Source organism: Stenotrophomonas sp. YJH_SMC_80 (assembly GCF_059372495.1).
The window spans coordinates 105484-123842 of record NZ_JCAFVP010000007.1; the positions used below are offsets into that span (position 1 = coordinate 105484).

The 18359-nt window shown below is 67.5% G+C and carries 16 protein-coding genes; 9 read left to right on the top strand and 7 right to left on the bottom strand.

Going from position 1 to position 18359, the window contains the following annotated elements:
* Positions 1-136: 136 nt before the first annotated feature.
* The gene (metK, locus tag AC5P99_RS13260) at positions 137-1348 is read right to left on the bottom strand and encodes a methionine adenosyltransferase (RefSeq protein ID WP_005408103.1); all 1212 of its coding nucleotides are present in this window, start codon (positions 1346-1348) and stop codon (positions 137-139) included.
* 325 nt (positions 1349-1673) lie between these two features.
* Here metK and olsF point away from each other — a divergent pair, with 325 nt between their 5' ends.
* From olsF to AC5P99_RS13275, 3 genes are all read left to right on the top strand, one after another.
* Complete coding sequence (olsF, locus tag AC5P99_RS13265) at positions 1674-3389, top strand: bifunctional ornithine lipid synthase OlsF (protein WP_049459460.1); 1716 nt, start codon at positions 1674-1676, stop codon at positions 3387-3389.
* The gene (locus AC5P99_RS13270; protein ID WP_043035375.1) at positions 3386-4186 is read left to right on the top strand and encodes a UDP-2,3-diacylglucosamine diphosphatase; all 801 of its coding nucleotides are present in this window, start codon (positions 3386-3388) and stop codon (positions 4184-4186) included. The genes olsF and AC5P99_RS13270 overlap by 4 nt, the downstream gene beginning before the upstream one ends.
* Positions 4187-4347: 161 nt before the next feature.
* Positions 4348-5406, top strand: a complete 1059-nt coding sequence (locus AC5P99_RS13275) for a metal-dependent hydrolase (RefSeq protein WP_049451427.1) — start codon at positions 4348-4350, stop codon at positions 5404-5406.
* Between the two features lie 48 nt (positions 5407-5454).
* On the opposite strand, the gene AC5P99_RS13280 is transcribed toward AC5P99_RS13275, so the two are convergent.
* The 4 genes from AC5P99_RS13280 to AC5P99_RS13295 all read right to left on the bottom strand — a co-directional run bounded on the left by AC5P99_RS13280 (position 5455) and on the right by AC5P99_RS13295 (position 8941).
* Positions 5455-6282: a class I SAM-dependent methyltransferase gene (locus tag AC5P99_RS13280; RefSeq protein ID WP_005408109.1), complete on the bottom strand. Its 828-nt coding sequence runs from the start codon at positions 6280-6282 to the stop codon at positions 5455-5457.
* A 57-nt stretch (positions 6283-6339) separates the two neighbouring features.
* Complete coding sequence (gene dusB / locus AC5P99_RS13285; RefSeq protein ID WP_012479176.1) at positions 6340-7335, bottom strand: tRNA dihydrouridine synthase DusB; 996 nt, start codon at positions 7333-7335, stop codon at positions 6340-6342.
* Positions 7336-7482: 147 nt separating this feature from the next.
* Positions 7483-7914 carry a hypothetical protein gene (locus tag AC5P99_RS13290; protein ID WP_032966440.1) on the bottom strand — a complete coding sequence of 144 codons (432 nt, stop codon included), beginning with the start codon at positions 7912-7914 and terminating at the stop codon, positions 7483-7485.
* A 109-nt stretch (positions 7915-8023) separates the two neighbouring features.
* Positions 8024-8941, bottom strand: coding sequence for a LysR family transcriptional regulator (locus AC5P99_RS13295; RefSeq protein WP_049451428.1), 918 nt, complete (start codon positions 8939-8941; stop codon positions 8024-8026).
* 92 nt (positions 8942-9033) lie between these two features.
* On the opposite strand from AC5P99_RS13295, the gene AC5P99_RS13300 reads away from it, so the two are divergent.
* A complete protein-coding gene (locus tag AC5P99_RS13300) occupies positions 9034-10254 on the top strand; it encodes an MFS transporter (RefSeq protein ID WP_164222618.1) in 1221 nt (406 codons plus the stop codon).
* Between the two features lie 64 nt (positions 10255-10318).
* On the opposite strand, the gene AC5P99_RS13305 is transcribed toward AC5P99_RS13300, so the two are convergent.
* Together AC5P99_RS13305 and AC5P99_RS13310 are read right to left on the bottom strand one after the other, a co-directional pair.
* Positions 10319-11284: a ribokinase gene (locus AC5P99_RS13305; RefSeq protein ID WP_005408114.1), complete on the bottom strand. Its 966-nt coding sequence runs from the start codon at positions 11282-11284 to the stop codon at positions 10319-10321.
* A gap of 25 nt (positions 11285-11309) precedes the next feature.
* Positions 11310-12608, bottom strand: coding sequence for a NupC/NupG family nucleoside CNT transporter (locus AC5P99_RS13310; RefSeq protein WP_005408115.1), 1299 nt, complete (start codon positions 12606-12608; stop codon positions 11310-11312).
* 193 nt (positions 12609-12801) lie between these two features.
* Here AC5P99_RS13310 and AC5P99_RS13315 point away from each other — a divergent pair, with 193 nt between their 5' ends.
* From AC5P99_RS13315 to AC5P99_RS13335, 5 genes are all read left to right on the top strand, one after another.
* The gene (locus tag AC5P99_RS13315; RefSeq protein WP_024957304.1) at positions 12802-13773 is read left to right on the top strand and encodes an aldo/keto reductase; all 972 of its coding nucleotides are present in this window, start codon (positions 12802-12804) and stop codon (positions 13771-13773) included.
* A 376-nt stretch (positions 13774-14149) separates the two neighbouring features.
* Positions 14150-14344, top strand: coding sequence for a hemin uptake protein HemP (gene hemP / locus AC5P99_RS13320; protein WP_005412278.1), 195 nt, complete (start codon positions 14150-14152; stop codon positions 14342-14344).
* 153 nt (positions 14345-14497) lie between these two features.
* On the top strand, positions 14498-16741 hold the full coding sequence (locus AC5P99_RS13325) for a TonB-dependent hemoglobin/transferrin/lactoferrin family receptor (RefSeq protein ID WP_349675283.1): 2244 nt from the start codon (positions 14498-14500) through the stop codon (positions 16739-16741).
* A gap of 4 nt (positions 16742-16745) precedes the next feature.
* On the top strand, positions 16746-17345 hold the full coding sequence (locus AC5P99_RS13330; protein ID WP_005408118.1) for a ChuX/HutX family heme-like substrate-binding protein: 600 nt from the start codon (positions 16746-16748) through the stop codon (positions 17343-17345).
* Between the two features lie 73 nt (positions 17346-17418).
* The gene (locus tag AC5P99_RS13335) at positions 17419-18345 is read left to right on the top strand and encodes a DUF6607 family protein (RefSeq protein WP_049451431.1); all 927 of its coding nucleotides are present in this window, start codon (positions 17419-17421) and stop codon (positions 18343-18345) included.
* Positions 18346-18359 lie beyond the last annotated feature (14 nt).

Sequence of the window (18359 nt, forward strand, 5' to 3'; positions counted from 1 at the left end):
GCGATTGTTTCCGGAGGCCATGAAAAAGCCGGCCAGCGGCCGGCTCTACCAGAAAGCAGAAGGGCCGCTTGCGCGGCCCTTCTTCAAGGTCAGCCGACTAACAGTCGGCTCTACCGGTCGGCTCTACCCGCCGGCTTTACTTCAGCTTCGCATCGGCGCGCAGGGCGGCGGCGCGGTCGGTCTTCTCCCAGGAGAAGGCGGTGGCGTTGACGGTCTCGCCTTCGCCGTTGAGGTAGCTGAACTCCTTCGGCTTGCGGCCGAAGTGGCCGTAGGCCGCGGTCTGCTGGTACATCGGGTGGATCAGGTCCAGCATCTTGATGATGCCGTACGGTCGCAGGTCGAAGTGCTTGCGGATCAGCTTCTCGATCTTGTCGTCGCTGATCTTGCCGGTGCCGAAGGTGGTGACCGAGATCGAGGTCGGCTCAGCCACGCCGATGGCGTAGGAGACCTGCACTTCGCAACGGTCGGCCAGGCCGGCGGCAACCACGTTCTTGGCGACGTAGCGGGCCGCGTAGGCCGCCGAACGATCGACCTTGGACGGGTCCTTGCCGGAGAAGGCGCCACCACCGTGACGGGCCCAGCCGCCGTAGGTGTCGACGATGATCTTGCGGCCGGTCAGGCCGCAGTCGCCCACCGGGCCGCCGATCTCGAACTTGCCGGTCGGGTTGATGTGGAACTTGGTGCCCTTGTGCAGCCACTTGGCCGGCAGCACCGGCTTGATGATCTCTTCGCGGACGGCCTCGATGAGGTCCTTCTGCTTGATGCCCGGGGCATGCTGGGTCGACAGCACCACGGCGTCGATGGCCGAGACCACGCCGTTTTCATAGCGCAGGGTGACCTGGCTCTTGGCGTCCGGACGCAGCCACGACAGCGGCGAGTTCTTCTTCTTGCGGATCTTGGCCTGCTGCTCGACCAGGCGGTGCGACAGGTGGATCGCGGCCGGCATGTAGCTGTCGGTCTCGTTGGTGGCATAGCCGAACATCAGGCCCTGGTCGCCCGCGCCCATTTCTTCCGGCTTCTTGCGGTCCACGCCCTGGGCAATGTGCGGCGACTGCTTGCCGATCAGGTTCAGCACGCCGCAGGTGGCGCCGTCGAAGCCGACGTCGGAGCTGTCATAGCCGATGTCCGTGATGACCTTGCGGGTCAGGGCTTCCAGGTCGATCCAGGCGCTGGTGGTGATTTCACCGGCCACGATGGCAACGCCGGTCTTGACCATGGTCTCGCAGGCCACGCGGGCGCGCTGGTCCTGGGTCAGGATCGCGTCCAGCACCGCATCGGAGATCTGGTCGGCAACCTTGTCCGGATGGCCTTCGGAGACCGACTCGGAGGTGAAGAGATAGCTGGACATCAGGCGTAATATCCCTTGATTCGGATGGAAAGATGGGCGCGCATGATACACGGGGTGCGCCGCCTGTGCATTGTGAACCTGTACCGGTTGCCGGTGGTTAAGCCCGCGTAGGCCCGGCAAGGGCCGTCCTGACGGGATTGGGCCCCGGCCTCGAGGCCCAGTGTTCCACCAGCGTGACAGCGGGCCGGGTGCCGAGGGGGGGCGGTTGCGGCCCCCTCCGGCCGGGGACGACCGTCATCGTTCTGCCCCGAAACCGCCATCTGGCTGCCGCCTGCCGGGCGCAGGCTGTCGGCCAATACGGCCGCCGGGCATGAGTGGATCCGCCATGCAGGAACTTGAACAGCGTCTCCAGCAACGCTTTCCCGATTGGTTCCATGGCCGTCGTGGCCAACTGGCGCGGCCATTGCTGCGCAGCGTCGGGCGTTGGTCGCGGTTGGACCAGATCGAAGCATTCCTGCAGCGCAGTGCAGGATTGCGCGGATTCGGCTTCGTCGCCGCCGGGCTGGAGTTCATCGATGGCCAGTACCAGGTGGATCCGGCCGCGTTGGCGAAGATCCCGGCCACCGGTCGCTTGCTGATCGTCGCCAACCACCCGTCCGGCGCACTGGACGCGCTGGCCCTGCTGGACGCGGTCGGCCGCATCCGCCGCGATGTGCGGATCGTGGCCAACGACCTGCTGGGGGCGATTGCGCCACTGCAGGACCTGCTGTTGCCGGTGCGCATCCTCGGTGGCAAGGCCCAGCGTGGCAGCCTGCACGCCGTGGAGGAGGCGTTGGCCGCCGAGCAGTGCGTGATCGTGTTCCCGGCCGGCGAGGTCTCGCGCCTCTCGCTGCGAGGCATCCGCGATGGTCGCTGGCAGCGCGGTTTCGTCCGCTTTGCCCGTGCCGCCGGCGCGCCGGTGCTGCCGGTACGGGTGGAAGCGCGCAACTCGGCGCTGTTCTACGGCGCCTCGACCCTGTTCAAGCCGGCCGGCACCGCGCTGCTGGCGCGCGAGATGTTCACCCGCCGCGGCCGCCCGCTGCGCCTGAGCATCGGTGAGCCGATGCAGCTGGGCAAGGGCGGTGACCCGGGCGCGCAGCTGCTGTCGGTACGCCGCGCGCTGTATGCGCTGGGCCGCAATGGCGCGGCCGGCAATGCCGCTGCCTTCGCAGGCCCCGAGCCGCTGGCGGCCCCGGTGCCACCCTCGCAGGTCGCCGCTGGGATTGCCGCAGCCACCCAGCTGGGCCAGACCGCCGACGGCAAGCAGATTCTGCTGGCCACTTGTACTGCCGATTCGCCGCTACTGCTGGAGCTGGGCCGCCTGCGCGAACTGACCTTCCGCCAGGTGGGCGAGGGCACCGGGCGCAGCCGGGACCTGGACGATTACGACCCGCAGTACGAGCACATCGTGATCTGGGACGCGGCCGCGCAGCGCATCGCCGGCGCGTACCGGATCATGCGCGGCGCCCATGCGCTGGCCCGGCACGGACTGTCCGGGCTCTACAGCGCGTCGCTGTTCCGCTATTCCGACGATGCCATCACCCACATCGCCGAAGGCCTGGAACTGGGCCGCAGCTTCGTGGTGCCCGACTACTGGGGCAGCCGCAGCCTGGACTACCTGTGGCAGGGCATCGGTGCCTACCTGCAGTGCCGGCCGGGTATCCGCTACCTGTTCGGCGCCGTGTCGATCAGCGCGGCGCTGCCACGCGATGCGCGCGAGCAGCTGGTGGCGTACTACCAGCGCTATTACGGCGGTACCGCCGGCCTGGCCGAATCGAACCGCCCGTTCCAGTACTTCGCCGCGCCGCCGAGTTTTGGCGAGCTGGATGCAGGCGCCGCGTTCGACGTGCTCAAGGCCAACCTGGCCGCACTCGGCACCGGCGTGCCGACGCTGTATCGCCAGTACACCGATCTGTGCGAACCCGGTGGCGCGCGCTTCCTCGCCTTCGGTGTCGACCCGGACTTCAGCGATTCGATCGACGGCCTGATCGAAGTGGACCTGTGCGCGATCCGGCCGAACAAGCGCAAACGCTACCTGCGCGATGCGGGGATGCCGGCATGAGCGTGCTGGCGAACCTGTCGCCGCACCGGCGCGCAGTGTTCGTCTCCGACGTGCACCTGGGTTCACGTCATTGCCATGCCACCGAACTGGCACGTTTTCTCTCGCAGCTGCGCTGTGAGCGTCTGTACCTGGTCGGTGACATCATCGACCTGTGGTGGATGGCCCATCGCCGTGCCAACTGGCGGCAGTCGCACAGCGAGGTCATCCAGGCCCTGCACGCGCTGCGCCGTGCCGGCACCGAGATCGTCTACATCCCCGGCAACCACGATGCCTCGCTGCGCCAGGTGTGCGGGCTGATGCTGCCAGCGATGCAGGTGCGCCGCCGCGCCATCCATGTGACCGCCGATGGCCGTCGCCTGCTTGTCGCGCACGGGGACGAGTACGACGGCGTGACCCACTTCGGCGGCCTGCAGGAAAAGTTCGGCGACTGGCTGTACTACCGCATCCTGACCGGCAACCAGGCGCTGAACGCGGTGCGGCGCCGGCTGGGCATGCGCTACTGGTCGCTGTCGGAATTCCTGAAGAAGCGCAGTGGTGCCGCCGAACGCTACATCGAGCGTTTCGTGCAGGCCGGGCTGGATGACGTGCGCCGGCGCGGACTGGATGGCATCGTCTGTGGTCACATCCATCGCGCTGCGTTGATCGAACGCGATGGCCTGGTCTATGCCAACGACGGCGACTGGGTGGAGAGCCTGACCGCACTGGCCGAAGACCATGATGGCGCGCTGCGCCTGCTGGACCACAATGGCCAGACTCTGGTGGAACTGCCGGGCGCGCGCTTGTCGCAGGCGGCGTAACCCGTTTCCGTAAAGTCGACTGTTCGTCAACTGTCGCGCGTAGCGCGTGGTTTCCGCAGCCTGATGGGAGAGCAGTCGACCAGCAGTCGACCAGCAGTCGACTCTACAGACGCGGTGTCCGGGAGTGAGACGGCGCGCCCGCAAGCCGCTAGCATCGGCCCATGGATTCCCTGACCCAGATCGTGCTCGGCGGCGCCGTCGCTGCTGCCATCGCTCCGCCCGGCCATCGCCGCGCGGCCCTGCTGGCCGGTGCCGCGCTCGGCACCCTGCCGGACCTCGATGCCCTGTGGTTGGGCTTCACCGCCGCCGACCCGGTGGCGAACATGATCGAGCACCGCAGCTTCAGCCATTCGCTGCTGGTGCTGCCCTGGGTGGCGGCACTGATCTGGTGGTTGTTCAAGCGCTTCGGCAACGGCCGCGTCGCGCAGTCACCGGTGCGCTGGTTCTGGGCAATCCAGCTGGCGCTGGTCACCCATCCCGTGCTGGATGCGTTCACCGTCTACGGCACCCAGTTGTGGTGGCCGCTGCGCCCACACCCGACCATGGGTTCCAGTGTCTTCATCATCGATCTTGGCTACACGGTGTGGCTGCTGCTGGGTTGCGTGCTGGCCTGGTTTGGCCGCGCCCGCCCCTGGGCTGGCAAGGTGCTGGGCGTGGCGTTGCTGCTCAGCAGCGCCTACCTGGGCTGGGGCCTGATCGCAAAGGCCCAGGTCGACCGTGCTGCCCAGCAGAGCCTGGCGGCGATGGGTCTGGGCGATGCACCGCGCTTCTCGGTGCCGATGCCGTTCAACACCCTGCTGTGGCGCGTGGTGGCGATGACGCCGAACGGCTACGTGGTGGGCGACCGCTCGCTGGTGGCCGACCATGGACCGATGCAGTTCGAAGGCCATGCGTCCAATGTGCAGGCGTTGCGCGAAGCAGGGAGCATCCCTGCAGTGCAGCAGCTGACGTGGTTCAACCGGGGCTTCATGCGTGCACAGGTGGTGGATGGGCGGCTGGTGCTGAGCGACCTGCGCATGGGGCTGGAGCCCGACTACACCTTCAACTTCGCCGTGGCCGAGCAGGTCGACGGGCAGTGGCGACCGATCACGCCGGAGCAGGTGCGGACGGATTACAGCAGCCCGACCGCGCGCGCGGATGCCGGGCGCCGGCTGGCGGCGATGTGGCAGCGGATCTGGCACGAGCCGGCAGCCTCAGGGACTGGTGCGGCGCACCCGTAGATCCACGCCATGCGTGGATGGCGGGACCATCGGCAGTGCTGCGTTGGCTCAATACACCGTCGCGCGGCCCTGCACGAACGAGTAGAAGAACACCGCGTTCGGGTCGTTCTGCACCAGGCGGAACTCGCGGCGCATGCCTTCCACGGTTTCCTCGTCCACCGAGCCGGCCTGCAGCAGCTGGTCGGCGGCCGACAGCAGCAGCTGTTCCCAGAACGCGATCATCGTCTTGCGACGCGCCGGCTCGCGGTTGTCCAGGTGGATGGTCTTGATCTCGGTGTGCACGTCGCGGAAGCCGCCGGCCAGCAGCAGGTTGCCCAGCTTGGCGCCGACGAACGGGTCGCCCCCGTGGTCGTACTGGAAATCGTTGAAGGCCATCCAGTAGCGCCAGATGTGCGGCGAATACGGATCGAGCAGGAACGAAGCATTCATCACTTCGGTGATGTACACCGGCGAACCCGGTGCCAGCACCCGGCGCACTTCGCTCAGCACACGTGCGGGTGACGGCACGTGCTCCAGCACCCAGCACAGGAACGCCGCGTCGAAGCTGCGTGCCTCGAACGGCAGCTCGCCGGCATCGGCCTGCTGCAGGGTATAGCGGTCGCTGCACCACGGCGTGCGCGCCAGGTTCTCGCGCGCGGTGGCCAGCTGCGTTTCGCTCAGGTCCACGCCGGTCACGTGCAGCTCGGGGAAGCGGCGCAGCAGGATCTCGGTCTGTGCGCCCACGCCGCTGCCGACTTCCAGCAGGCGCCGCGCGCCGCTGTAGTCGATCTGGCCGAAGATGCTCGATTCCAGCAGCCGGGCCTGGGTCATCAGGCGCTGCTGCTCGGTGCCGGAAAACCCGTGCAGATAGGTCGGGGAGGAAATCGGCGGGGTCATGGTGGGCTCTTGTAGCGTCGAGCTGGCTCGACTGTTCGCAGACGCGGGGCTGGTGGCTCAGGCCGCCGAAGGCAGCGCCGGTTCCCCGGCGATCAGGCGGTCGAAGTATTCGGTGGTCAATGCGATCTGGCTGGCCGGATCCTCGGCACGGTTGACCACCGCGCGGAAAGCGGCATTCTCCGGCCGGTCCTTGGCATACCAGCCCAGGTGCTTGCGCGCGATGCGCACGCCCTGCGGCTCGCCATAGAACGCATGCAGCGCGTGCAGGTGGCCAAGCAGGATGTCGCGCACTTCCGCCAGTGATGGCGGTGGCAGTTCCTCGCCGGTGGCCAGGTAGTGCGCCACTTCGCGGAAGATCCACGGCCGGCCCTGCGCCGAGCGACCGATCATCACCGCATCCACGCCGGTTTCCTTCAGGACGTAGGCGGCCTTCTGCGGCGAATCGATATCGCCGTTGGCGATCACCGGAATGCGCAGCGCGGCCTTGATCTCGCCGATCGTGGCGTACTCCGCCTGGCCGGTGTAGTGCTGGTCGCGGGTACGGCCGTGCACCGCCAGTGCCGCGATACCGCTGTCCTCGGCGATGCGTGCGATCAGCGGGCCATTGCGATGGTCGCAGTCCCAACCGGTGCGGATCTTCAGCGTGACCGGCACGTCCACCGCGTTGACCACGGCCTCGAGGATGCGCGCCACCAGTTGCTCGTCGCGCATCAGCGCCGAACCGGCCCAGGCGTTGCACACCTTCTTGGCCGGGCACCCCATGTTGATGTCGATGATCTGCGCGCCGTGGTCGACGTTGTAGCGCGCGGCCTCGGCCAGCTGCTGCGGCTCGGTGCCGGCGATCTGCACGCTGATCGGGGCCGGTTCGCCGTCATGGTCCATGCGGTGGATCGACTTGCGCGTGTTCCAGAAGCGCGGATCACTGATGGTCATTTCCGAGGCGGCCAGACCCGCGCCCAGCCGTTTGCACAGCAGGCGGAAGGGCTTGTCGGTGACGCCGGCCATGGGCGCCAGCACGACGTTGGGGGCAATGGTGTAGGGGCCGATCTGCATGCGCCCATTGTAGGGCGCGGGCGGCGGTACGGCCGTGTCAGCCCCGCCCCGGTTCAGGCCCATCGGCACCGACCTCATGCCGTACCGGCATCAGCAGATGCTTGACGGTTGCTTCCGCCGCCCCCAAGGGCGGGCGATGGTAGGTGGCTACCCCAGGCTCTGCCAGGCCTGCCGGGTCCCCAGCGCGAAGGCCAGCCCCAGGCAGAGGCAGACCAGTGAACTGGCTACCCAGAAGCGCCGGCCGTTGTAGCCGGGCCGGAGCAGCGCCAGGCCGAAGCCCATCGCCGCGCGCAGCAGCAACAGCAGGGCGATGCCCGTCAGGACCAGACGACTGGCCGGCAGCGGCGAATGCCAGCCCGCGGCGGCCAGTGCGTACAGCGCCCAGGCCACCAGCACGGCAGTGATGCCGGCGGTCATCAGCGGCGGCCACCAATGCCCGGCCTGTGCCAGCCGGACCATGCGCTGGCCAGCACCAAAGTACCTGTACCACGCGGCGCCGAAGGCAATGCAGCCGATATGCAGCAAGGCTGCGATGGCACTACCGGCGGCGGCAACCAGCAACCAGGGGAATCCGTCCATGTCCTGCCCACGCTGAAACGCTGCGCGGATGGTGGGTGAGGGGCGGGATGCGGGCAATGCGACCGGCAGTCGCAGCTGTTCGATGCGACCGCCGCCGATGGCGCTTCGCTCAGCGCGGCGGATCGATCGGCAACCCGGCGCCGAGACGGTCCAGGGCCACGTCCACGCGTGGCAGCCGTTGCCGGCCCTGCGGCCACAGCAGGCGCAGCGGCAGGCCGCGGCAGTCCAGCGACGGCAGGATCGAGACCAGGCTGCCGCGCGCCAGCGCGTCATCGACCAGCCAGGTGGCCAGCTGCGCGATGCCGAAGCCGGCCTCGACCGCCGCCACCTGGGCCTCGGCGCTGCCAACCACCAGGCGCGCGCGGGCCTGCAGCGGTGTACTGCGCTGCCTGCCATCGGCCACCTGCCACGGCCCGATGCTGCCGTCCGCGCGTCCGAACAGCACACCGTCATGCCCGGCCAGCTCGGCGGCCGAGCGGGGCTGGCCATGCCGAAGCAGGTAGGCCGGGGAGGCGCAGAAGCGCAGGCATTCGTAACCGAGCAGGCGGCTGCCCAGCGTGGCGGGCAGCGGCTCGGGACCGCCGATGCGCACGGCGAGGTCGACGCCGTCCTCGGCGAGGTCGCTGAAGCGGTCGCTGAAGGTCACCTGCGGATGCAACTGTGGAAACTCGGCGGCCAGCTGCAGCAGCAACGGCCAGACTTTGAGGCGCCCGAAGGTGGCCGGCGCATCCACCCGCAGGCGGCCCACGGGCGCGTCTGCGTGCGAGACCAGCACCGACTCGGCATCGGCCAGCTCGCCCAGCACCCGCACGCAGGTGCGATAGAAGCCCTCACCAGCCTCGGTCAGGCGAAGGCGGCGCGTGCTGCGTTCGAACAACCGCGCGCCCAGGCGTGCCTCCAGCCGTGCGATGGTCTTGCCCACCGCCGAACTGGTCAGGTGCAGGCGTTCAGCGGCGGCAGTGAAGCTGCCGGCATCGGCGGTGGCGACGAAGGCCTCGATGCCGCGCAGGCGCTCGGTGGGAAGCATGGGGAATTTCTGTCCGGAATCGATGGAAAACATAGCAGTAATCGGAATCCGGGGAGGAAATAGGCTGGCGGCCCCTGTTCTGATGCCCGCCCATGTCCTCCCTCGATTCCGCCGCGGCCGTTGTCCACGCAAACGGCCGCGCACGCCTTTCGGTTGTCCTGCTGGCGGTGTCCGCCTTCGTCATCGTCACCACCGAGTTCCTGATCGTCGGCCTGTTGCCGGCGCTGGCGCGCGACCTTGGCCTGGGCATCGCCCGCGCCGGGCAACTGGTTACCTTGTTCGCGTTCACCGTGATGCTGGCCGGGCCACCGTTGACCGCGCTGCTGTCACACGTCGGCCGGCGCCGCCTGTTCGTGGCCATCCTGCTGTTGTTCGCGGGTTCCAACGCGCTGGCCGCGATGGCCACGCAGCCGTGGCTGCTGGCGCTGGCGCGGGTGCTGCCGGCACTGGCCCTGCCGGTGTTCTGGGGCACCGCCAGTGAGACTGCTGCGCAGCTGGCCCCTGCAGGGCAGGGAGGTCGTGCGGTCGCGCGGGTCTACCTGGGTATCACCGCCGCAATGCTGTTCGGTATCCCGCTGGGTACGTTGGCTGCCGACGCCCTCGATTGGCGCGGCAGCTTCTGGCTGTTGGCGGCCCTGTCGCTGTTGATGGCCAGCGCGCTGGCGTTGTGGATGCCGGACACCGTGGCCGGACCGCGGCGCGCGCTGGGCGAACAGGCACGAGTACTGCGCCAGCCGCAGTTGCTGGGCGATGTGCTGCTGTCGGTGCTGGTGTTTACCGCGATGTTTGCTGCCTATACCTACCTGGCCGATGTGCTGGAGCGGCTGATGCAGGTACCGGCGGCACAGGTGGGCTGGTGGCTGATGGGCTTCGGAGCTGTCGGGTTGATCGGCAATGCACTGGGTGGGCGCTGGGTCGATCGTGCGCCGCTGGGCGCGACCCTGGTGTTCTGCGCGGTGCTGGCGCTGGGCATGCTGGCCAGTGTCGGGCTGGCCGGCCACGGCACGCTCGTGCTGATCGCACTGGCCCTGTGGGGTGTGGCGCATACCGCATTGTTCCCGCTGTGCCAGGTGCGGGTGATGCGTGCGGCGCCGCAGGCGCAGGCGCTGGCGGGAACCTTGAATGTGTCCGCGGCCAACGCCGGCATCGGCCTGGGCGCGCTGCTGGGAGGTGGCGCCATCGAACGCTTCGGGCTTGCCTCGCTGGGCGTGGTGGCCGCTGCCGTGGCGCTGCTGGCAATCGTCGCGGGCCTGCTGCTGCGGTGGCTTGCCCGGTCCCGTTCATCCACGCATGGCGTGGATCTGCCTCATTGAAAGGCAAACAGAAAAGCCCGGGTGTCTGCACACCCGGGCTTCTTCATCCACGCATGGCGTGGATCTACTTTGCTTCGGCGTCGGCCGGGGTGAAGCGCGGCATCGCCGCTGCAGCGCCTTCCTTCTCGGTCGAGCGACCGGCGAACTGGTTGGCGAAGCGCACGTGGCGGGCGAACGGGGCGTCGGCCACCTGCGCCAGCGACGCGGCCAGCGCACCGTTGAAGGCGTCACCGGCACCGGTGGTGTCGATCGCCTGCACCTGTTCGGCACCCACGCGGTAGTACGGCTGGGTATCGCCGCGCAGGTTCTCGTCGGCATGCGACACGAACACGCCCACCGAGCCCAGGGTGACCACCACGGTGCCGTTGCCGACCAGCTTGCGGCACAGCGCGTGCAGGCTGGCTCCATCCAGCGCGGCGACGTCGTTGGCATCCACGCGCTCACCGACATGGCGGCCGAGCAGGGCAGCGAACTCGGTTTCGTTCGGGGTGATCACATCGGCCAGCTTGAGCAGGCCGATGGTCGAGGGGGCATCGGCCGGTGCGGTGTTGAGCACGGTGGTGACGCCGGCCTCGCGGGCCGTGGCCAGTGCCGCTTCGATGGTCTGCACCGGCGATTCCAGCTGCACCAGCACCACCCTGGCGCCGGTCAGCAGGGCCTGCTGCTGTTGCAGGAAGTCGGTGCTCAGCGCAGCGTTGGCACCCGGGCCGATCACGATGGTGTTGCGGCCACGGGCATCGACGTAGATGCCGGCGGTGCCGGTCGGTTCGCTGCTGGCTTCGGCGATGAGGCCGAAACCATCCTGCGCCGCCAGTTCGCGCGCGGTGGCGCCACCGGCGTCGTCGCCCAGCGCGCACACGAAGTGCGTCTCGGCACCGGCGCGGCAGGCCGCCACGGCCTGGTTGAAGCCCTTGCCACCGGGGCCGGTGCTGTAGCGGCCGGCAATGGTCGCGCCAGGTGCCGGCAGCGACTCGCACCGCCACACGTGATCGACATTGAAGGAACCGACGACAACGACACTGCTGCTCATAGGGAATCTTTTCTCAACCAAGGGTTCAACTGAAGTGCGTCAGCACGCCGGCGATGGTCGCCGTCATGAAGGTGGCAATGGTACCGCCCAGCACCGCGCGCAGGCCGAACTTGGCCAGGTCGTGGCGACGTTCCGGGGCCAGGCCACCGATGCCGCCGATCTGGATCGCGATCGAGCTGAAGTTGGCGAAGCCGCACAGCGCGTAGGTCGCGATCAGGCGACCTTCGCTGGACAGGCTGACGCCAGCCACCTGGCCGTTCACGATCTGCGACAGCTCGGTGTAGGCCACGAACTCGTTGATCACGACCTTCTGGCCGATCAGCGAACCGACGGTGGTGGCATCGGCCCACGGCGTACCGATCACCCAGGCGATCGGGGCCAGCAGGTAGCCGAAGATGGTCGACAGGTTGGTCGGCTTGCCGATCTGCGCAGCCAGGCCGGTCACTTCACCGATCCAGGTCAGCGGGGCGTTCAGCAGCGCGATCAGGGCGATGAAGGCCAGCAGCATCGCGCCGATGTTCAGCGCCAGCTTCAGGCCGTCGCCGGCGCCGGCCGCAGCCGCGTCGATGATGTTGCTGGAGGTCTTTTCGACTTCCATCTTCACCGTGCCGCGGGTGAGCGGGGTGCCGGTTTCCGGGATCAGCAGCTTGGCCACGACCAAGGTGGCCGGCGCGGCCATGATGCTGGCCGCCAGCAGATGCTTGGCGTAGAAGGCCTGCTGCGCTGGGTCGCCGCCGCCAAGCATGCCCACGTAGGCCGCCAGCACGCCGCCGGCGATGTGTGCCATGCCGCCGATCATCATGGTCAGCAGCTCGGACTGGGTCATCCTGGCGATGTACGGGCGCACGGTCAGGGGCGCCTCGGTCTGGCCGATGAAGACGCTGGCGCAGACGCTGGTGGTTTCCGCACCGGACACACGCATGACCTTGGTGATCGCCCACGCCATCACGCGCACGATCGCCTGCATGATGTTCAGGTGGTACATCACCCCCATCAGCGCCGAGAAGAAGATGATGGTCGGCAGCACCTGGAAGGCGAAGATGAAGCCGTAATTCTTGGTGTCCATCAACGAGCCGAAGATGAAACCGGAACCCTCGTTGACGAAGCTCAGCACCTTGACGAAGCCGTGGCCCAGCGCGTCGAACACGTCGCGCCCGCCCGGCACCAGGATCACCAGCGCCGCGAAGGCGATCTGCAGGGTGATACCGGTGGCAACCAGCTTCCAGTCAACCGCGCGCTTGTTATTGGAAAACAACCAGGTGATGCCGATCAGCACCGCCAACCCGAACAGGCCGAAGCCGATCCTGCCCAAACCTTCGACCATGTGAGTGACTCCCCTGGGGCGTCGCGAAAAACGGGAAGCCTAGTGCAGGGCAGGGGCCGGGGCAAGAAAAAGCAGCGTGCGCGCGGCCAACGGTACCGATCAGGCCAGCAACGGCAAGGGCTTGCGGCTGGCGGCGGCAGGTAGAATGGGGGTCGATCCCGGCCCGGATGCGGGCCCGCAGCAGGAGATTCGCATGCAATACCGTCGCCTGGGCTCCACCGGCCTGCCGATTTCCGCCCTTTCCTTCGGCGCCTGGGTGACCTTCGGTGACCAGATCCCGCGTGATGAGGCGCGCAACCTGGTGGCCGCCGCCTGGGATCATGGTGTCAACTTCTTCGACAACGCCGAGGGCTATGCCAACGGCCGTGCCGAACAGGTCATGGGTGACGTGATCGCCGACCTGCGCCTGCCGCGCGACGGTTTCTGCGTGTCCAGCAAGGTGTTTTTCGGCAGCGCCAAGGACCCGCGGCCGACCCAGCGCGGGCTGTCGCGCAAGCACGTGACCGACGCCTGCCACGCTGCACTCAAGCGCCTGCGGGTGGACTACCTGGACCTTTACTACTGCCACCGCCCGGATCCGGACGCGCCGATCGCCGAGACCGTGCATGCGATGGACACCCTGGTGCGGCAGGGCAAGATCCTCTACTGGGGCACCTCGGAGTGGTCGGCGGTGCAGATCCAGCAGGCGCTGGACATCGCCGAGGCGCGCAACCTGCAGGGCCCGTCGATGGAGCAGCCGCAGTACAACCTGCTGCACCGCGAGCGGGTCGAGGTCGAGTACGCGCCGCTGTATGCCGGTGCCGGCCTGGGTACCACCATCTTCTCGCCGCTGGCGTCGGGCCTGCTCACCGGCAAGTACGACCAGGGCATTCCGGCCGATGCACGGCTGGGGCGGGAAGGCATGGAGTGGTTGCAGGACCTGGTGCTGGGGGCCGACGCCGGGGCCCGCCTGGGCCAGGTGCGGCGCTTCAGCGAGGTGGCACGCGCGCTGGGCCACGCCCCGGCCACGCTGGCCATCGCCTGGTGCCTGCGCAACCCGAACGTTTCCAGCGTGATCCTCGGCGCCAGCCGGGTCAGCCAGCTGCTGCAGAACCTGCAGGCACTGGACGTGCTGGAGCAGGTCGACGCGGCCGGCTGGGCGCAGGTCGAAGCCGTCTTCGCCTGAACCCCGGGGCTGGCCGGGCCTCGGGGGCCTCGGTCGGGCCGGTTCGGCCGAGGGAACAGGACGGGAACTGGAACTGGAACTGGAACTGGAACGGGAACGGGAACGGGAACTGGAACGGGAACGGGAACGGGAACGGGAACGGGAACGGGAACGGTAGAGTCGCCTGTTAGTCGACTGCTTCGAATAACCGACTGCTTCGAGCAACAGCAGTCGACCAACAGTCGACTCTACACACCTGCGTCGCCATTTAATTGATGCGATCTATCGAATTACGGAATTCGATCATTAATCCCATCAATGAAATTGAGAATGGTTGTTGATTGTCAACTGAGAATCATTATCATTTAACTCGTCCCTCGCACGAGTCCAGATGCTCATGAATGCTCAACCTGTACTGCTGCGCCCCGAAACGCTGACCCTCCGCGATCGACCGGTCCGCGTCGTTCCGCCGGAAGAGGTCATCGACAGCGAAGCCCTGCTCAAGGGCCGTCGTGAAATCCTGATCCAGCACGGCGACCGCTTCTATCGCCTGCGGCACACCAGCAACGACAAGCTGATCCTGACCAAGTAATCGCGGTCTGGTCGCCCGCCTCCCTCCCTCCTGCCGGCAGCGCCGACAGGGTGGGCGACCCGTCCGCTCCCGCTCTCTCCCCCTCGGTCTACCGCGTGCACCTTCCGGGTGTGCCGGTAACCGGGGGTTCCCCTGCCTGACCGAACGAACCCGATGACCCGCCATACCGCCCTTTGCCTTGCTGTCTGGATGGCGCTGCCGCTGTCCGCCCACGCTGCTGCCACTGCTGCCCCCGATGCGCGCGAATTCGATCGGGTGCAGGTCACCGCCACCCGCACCGAGCGGGCGGTGAGCGACGTGGCGGCCACGGTGGATGTCATCGACCGTGAGCAGATGGACCGGCACCTGGTGCAGGACATCAAGGATCTGGTGCGCTACGAGCCGGGCCTGTCGGTCACCCGCAGCGCGACCCGCTTCGGCCTGGATGGTTTCCGCATCCGTGGCCTGGACGGCAACCGCGTGCGCATCCAGACCGACGGCATCGTCATGCCGACCCGGTTCGACATCGGTTCGTTCGCCAGTTCCAACCGCAACTTCACCGACCTCGATACGCTCAAGCGCGTCGAGATCGTGCGTGGCCCGGCCAGCTCGCTGTACGGCTCCGATGCACTCGGTGGCGTGGTCGCGTTCGTGACCAAGGACCCGGCCGACTACCTCAAGGACGGCAAGAACAGCTACTTCGGCCTGAAGTTCGGCTACGACGGCGAGTGGAAGGGCCTGCTCGGCGGTGCCACGGCCGCCTTTGGTGGCGACCACTGGAGCGGCCTGGTCAACGTCAACCACCACCAGGGCCAGGAAACGGACAACAAGGGCACGGTGCGCAGCGACAACGACACCCGCACCGCGTCCAATCCGCAGGATCGCGACGGCCGCAGCCTGCTCAGCAAACTGGTCTATGCACCCAGCGAAGACCAGCGCTTCCGCCTGACCGTGGAAGGCAACGAAGACACCACCGATACCAATGTGTTGTCGGCGATTGCCAGCGTTGCACCGCGCCCCGGCGCGATGGCTGCGGCCACTGGCATGAAGTCCCACGACACCCAGAAGCGCAACCGCGTGTCCTTCGCCCACGAGATGGATGCGCTGGACCAGCCGTTCGCCGACAGCCTGCATTGGCAGGTGTACGCGCAGAACAGCGAAACCCGGCAGCAGACCGACGAGACCCGCACCGACGGCACCCGCCGCCACCGCGTGTTCTCCTTCGACCAGCATGCCTATGGCCTGCAGGCGCAGTTCAACAAGGCGTTCACCACCGGCAGCGTCGAGCACGCACTGACCTATGGTTTCGAAGGCACCCGTACCGAGATCCGCCAGAAGCGCGACGGCTATCAGGTCAGCAAGGCTGGCGTGGTCAGCAACACGGTGCTGCCGGACACCTTCCCGGTGCGTGACTTCCCGATCAGCAAGACCACCGAGCTGGGCCTGTATGCACAGGATGAGATGCGCTTTGCCGATGGCCGGCTGTCGCTGGTGCCGGGCGTGCGCGTGGACCGCTACGAGCTGAAGCCGGAAGTGGACAGCATCTTCGCCGAAGACAACCCGACCACGGCCGTGGCGCAGCTGAAGAAGACCAGCGTGTCGCCGAAGCTGGGCATGGTCTGGCGCTTCACCGACGAATGGTCGCTGTTCGCCGGTTATGCGCGTGGCTTCCGTTCGCCGCCGTACAACGACGTCAACATCGGCCTGACCAACGTCGCCTTCCGCTATACCGCCATCGCCAACCCGGATCTGAAGCCGGAAACCAGCGACGGCTACGAACTGGGCCTGCGCTTCATCGCGCCGGCGGCGTACGTCAGCGTCAGCGGCTACTACAACGACTACAAGGATTTCATCCAGTCCAACGTCGATACCGGTCGCAACGCACAGGGTTTGACCGTGTTCCAGTCGCAGAACATCGCCGACGCGCGCATCTATGGCGCGGAAATGAAGGCCGGCATCGAATTCGGCGAACTGAGCCCGGCACTGAAGGGCTGGGCGCTGCGCAGTGCGTTGGCATGGTCGCGTGGTGACAACCGGACCGATGACGAACCGCTGGCCTCGGTCGATCCGCTGCGTGGCACGCTGGGCCTGATGTACGACACCGATACCTGGGGCGTCGAACTGGCCGGTACCTTCGTGCAGCGCAAGAAGCGCCTGCCGCCGCCTGCGGCGCAGACCAATCCGAACGCACCGGCGCCGTTCGTCTACCAGCCGGCCGGCTACGGCGTGCTGGACCTGATGGCGCACTGGAACTTCGCGCCGGGTGCCACCTTCAATGTCGGCGTGTTCAACCTGGCCGACAAGCGCTACATCGAATGGTCGTCGATCACCCCGAGCCTGATCACCGATCGCGCACTGAGCGATCGTTTCAGCAGCCCGGGCCGCACCTTCTCCGCCAGCCTTGCCGTTTCCTGGTGACCTCATGAGCCGAGCACTGTCCGCACGCAGGAATGACTCCATCGCCGCGCCGAACAGCGCGGCCTGGCCGACCCCGGCACAGCTGGCCACGCTCGGCACCGTGTTGTGCCTGTACCACGCCGACGGCAACGAGCTGGGCGGCTGGCGCCAGGCCGTACGCGTACACGCCTGCCAGGGCGTGGACAGCGAGGGCCTGCGCGAAAGTTTGTGCTTCCTTGATGGCCGTGGCCGCTGCGTGTGGCGCCTGTACCTGCTGCCCGACAGCGATTTCCTGGCCTGGGACCGTCTGGTCGCGGCGCTGCCGCCGGGACCGGAACACGACAGCGAGGCGAGCGTTGGCGAACGCCTGTGGCGGCGCCTGGCCGGCCATCTTGGCGGCCAGCGCTGGCGCCTGTGCGCGCTGCGCCTGCATGCCGCCGACGACGGACGCACGCTGGCCGCCAGTCTGTCGACCCTGTCCTCGCTGGGCGCGGCCACCGCGCGCCGCATCGCACGCCTGGAAGGTGCTGAAGGCGAGCTGGCGATCGACGACTGCTGCTGTGCCGACGCCGCCCGGCGTCCGGCTCCCCAGATTCCCGGCGACCTACCGCTGATCCGCCTGTGACCCTCTCCTGATGGAACGCCCGTTGGCCACGGATGGCCCCTCAATGAATCTGCAACCCCGAAGGAAGACCCCGATGAAGCTCCAGACAGCCAGCGCCATGCTGCTGCTCGCCGCCAGCGGCGTGGCCAGCGCGCAGCCCTCCGATATCGCCCGCGACCACGACAGCATCCTCGCCATGCAGGGTGAGTACACCGTGGACTTCGCCTTCGACGAGACCGTGCTGCTGAAGCCGGGCTACGAGCGTGCACCGGCGATGCGCAGCGGCGGCAGCGAAGTGGTCATCGTGGTCGAGGACACGCCGAAGCGCATCGTGCTGCAGCACCTGCTGCTGGATGAAAAGAGCGGCCACATCACCAAGCACTGGCGCCAGGACTGGGTGTACGAAGCACCGAACCGTTTCGAATTCAGCGCCGACCAGACCTGGAAGGTGCGCAATATTCCGTCGGCGGTGAACCAGGGCGCCTGGACCCAGTGCGTGTACGAAGTGAGCGACGCACCGCGCTACTGCGGCACCGGCACCTGGACCTACACCAACAACGTGCCGAGCTGGACCAGCGATCTGAGCTGGCGCCCGCTGCCGCGCCGTGAGTACACCAAGCGCAGCGACTACAACGCGCTGGCCGTGGTCAACCGCCACACGCTCACGCCCAATGGCTGGACCCACGAGCAGTTCAACACCAAGGTGCAGCGCAACGCCGATGGCAGCCAGGTGGAGATCGCACGCGAGTTCGGCTTCAACGACTACGTGAAGACCACCGAGGTCGACTTCACCCCGGCGCGCAACTACTGGAAGGCCACCGCCGGCTACTGGGCCAAGGTTCGCCAGCGCTGGGACGGTTTCCTGACCCAGGCCCCGGGCGTGCACCTGAAGACCAGGATCGACGGCATGGCGATGATCATCCCGCTGTTCACCCAGGCCGAAGAGATCCAGTCCGGCAAGAAGGTGAAGGACACGCAGATCGACGAAGTGTTCGCCAAGTACGTGGAAAAGGCCCAGTAGATCCACGCCATGCG

Bases quoted from the DNA above. Each gene is read 5' to 3' on its own strand.
- metK (WP_005408103.1), bottom strand. From the start codon at position 1,348: ATGTCCAGCTATCTCTTCACCTCCGAGTCGGTCTCCGAAGGCCATCCG.
- olsF (WP_049459460.1), top strand. From the start codon at position 1,674: ATGCAGGAACTTGAACAGCGTCTCCAGCAACGCTTTCCCGATTGGTTC.
- AC5P99_RS13270 (WP_043035375.1), top strand. From the start codon at position 3,386: ATGAGCGTGCTGGCGAACCTGTCGCCGCACCGGCGCGCAGTGTTCGTC.
- AC5P99_RS13275 (WP_049451427.1), top strand. From the start codon at position 4,348: ATGGATTCCCTGACCCAGATCGTGCTCGGCGGCGCCGTCGCTGCTGCC.
- AC5P99_RS13280 (WP_005408109.1), bottom strand. From the start codon at position 6,282: ATGACCCCGCCGATTTCCTCCCCGACCTATCTGCACGGGTTTTCCGGC.
- dusB (WP_012479176.1), bottom strand. From the start codon at position 7,335: ATGCAGATCGGCCCCTACACCATTGCCCCCAACGTCGTGCTGGCGCCC.
- AC5P99_RS13290 (WP_032966440.1), bottom strand. From the start codon at position 7,914: ATGGACGGATTCCCCTGGTTGCTGGTTGCCGCCGCCGGTAGTGCCATC.
- AC5P99_RS13295 (WP_049451428.1), bottom strand. From the start codon at position 8,941: ATGCTTCCCACCGAGCGCCTGCGCGGCATCGAGGCCTTCGTCGCCACC.
- AC5P99_RS13300 (WP_164222618.1), top strand. From the start codon at position 9,034: ATGTCCTCCCTCGATTCCGCCGCGGCCGTTGTCCACGCAAACGGCCGC.
- AC5P99_RS13305 (WP_005408114.1), bottom strand. From the start codon at position 11,284: ATGAGCAGCAGTGTCGTTGTCGTCGGTTCCTTCAATGTCGATCACGTG.
- AC5P99_RS13310 (WP_005408115.1), bottom strand. From the start codon at position 12,608: ATGGTCGAAGGTTTGGGCAGGATCGGCTTCGGCCTGTTCGGGTTGGCG.
- AC5P99_RS13315 (WP_024957304.1), top strand. From the start codon at position 12,802: ATGCAATACCGTCGCCTGGGCTCCACCGGCCTGCCGATTTCCGCCCTT.
- hemP (WP_005412278.1), top strand. From the start codon at position 14,150: ATGAATGCTCAACCTGTACTGCTGCGCCCCGAAACGCTGACCCTCCGC.
- AC5P99_RS13325 (WP_349675283.1), top strand. From the start codon at position 14,498: ATGACCCGCCATACCGCCCTTTGCCTTGCTGTCTGGATGGCGCTGCCG.
- AC5P99_RS13330 (WP_005408118.1), top strand. From the start codon at position 16,746: ATGAGCCGAGCACTGTCCGCACGCAGGAATGACTCCATCGCCGCGCCG.
- AC5P99_RS13335 (WP_049451431.1), top strand. From the start codon at position 17,419: ATGAAGCTCCAGACAGCCAGCGCCATGCTGCTGCTCGCCGCCAGCGGC.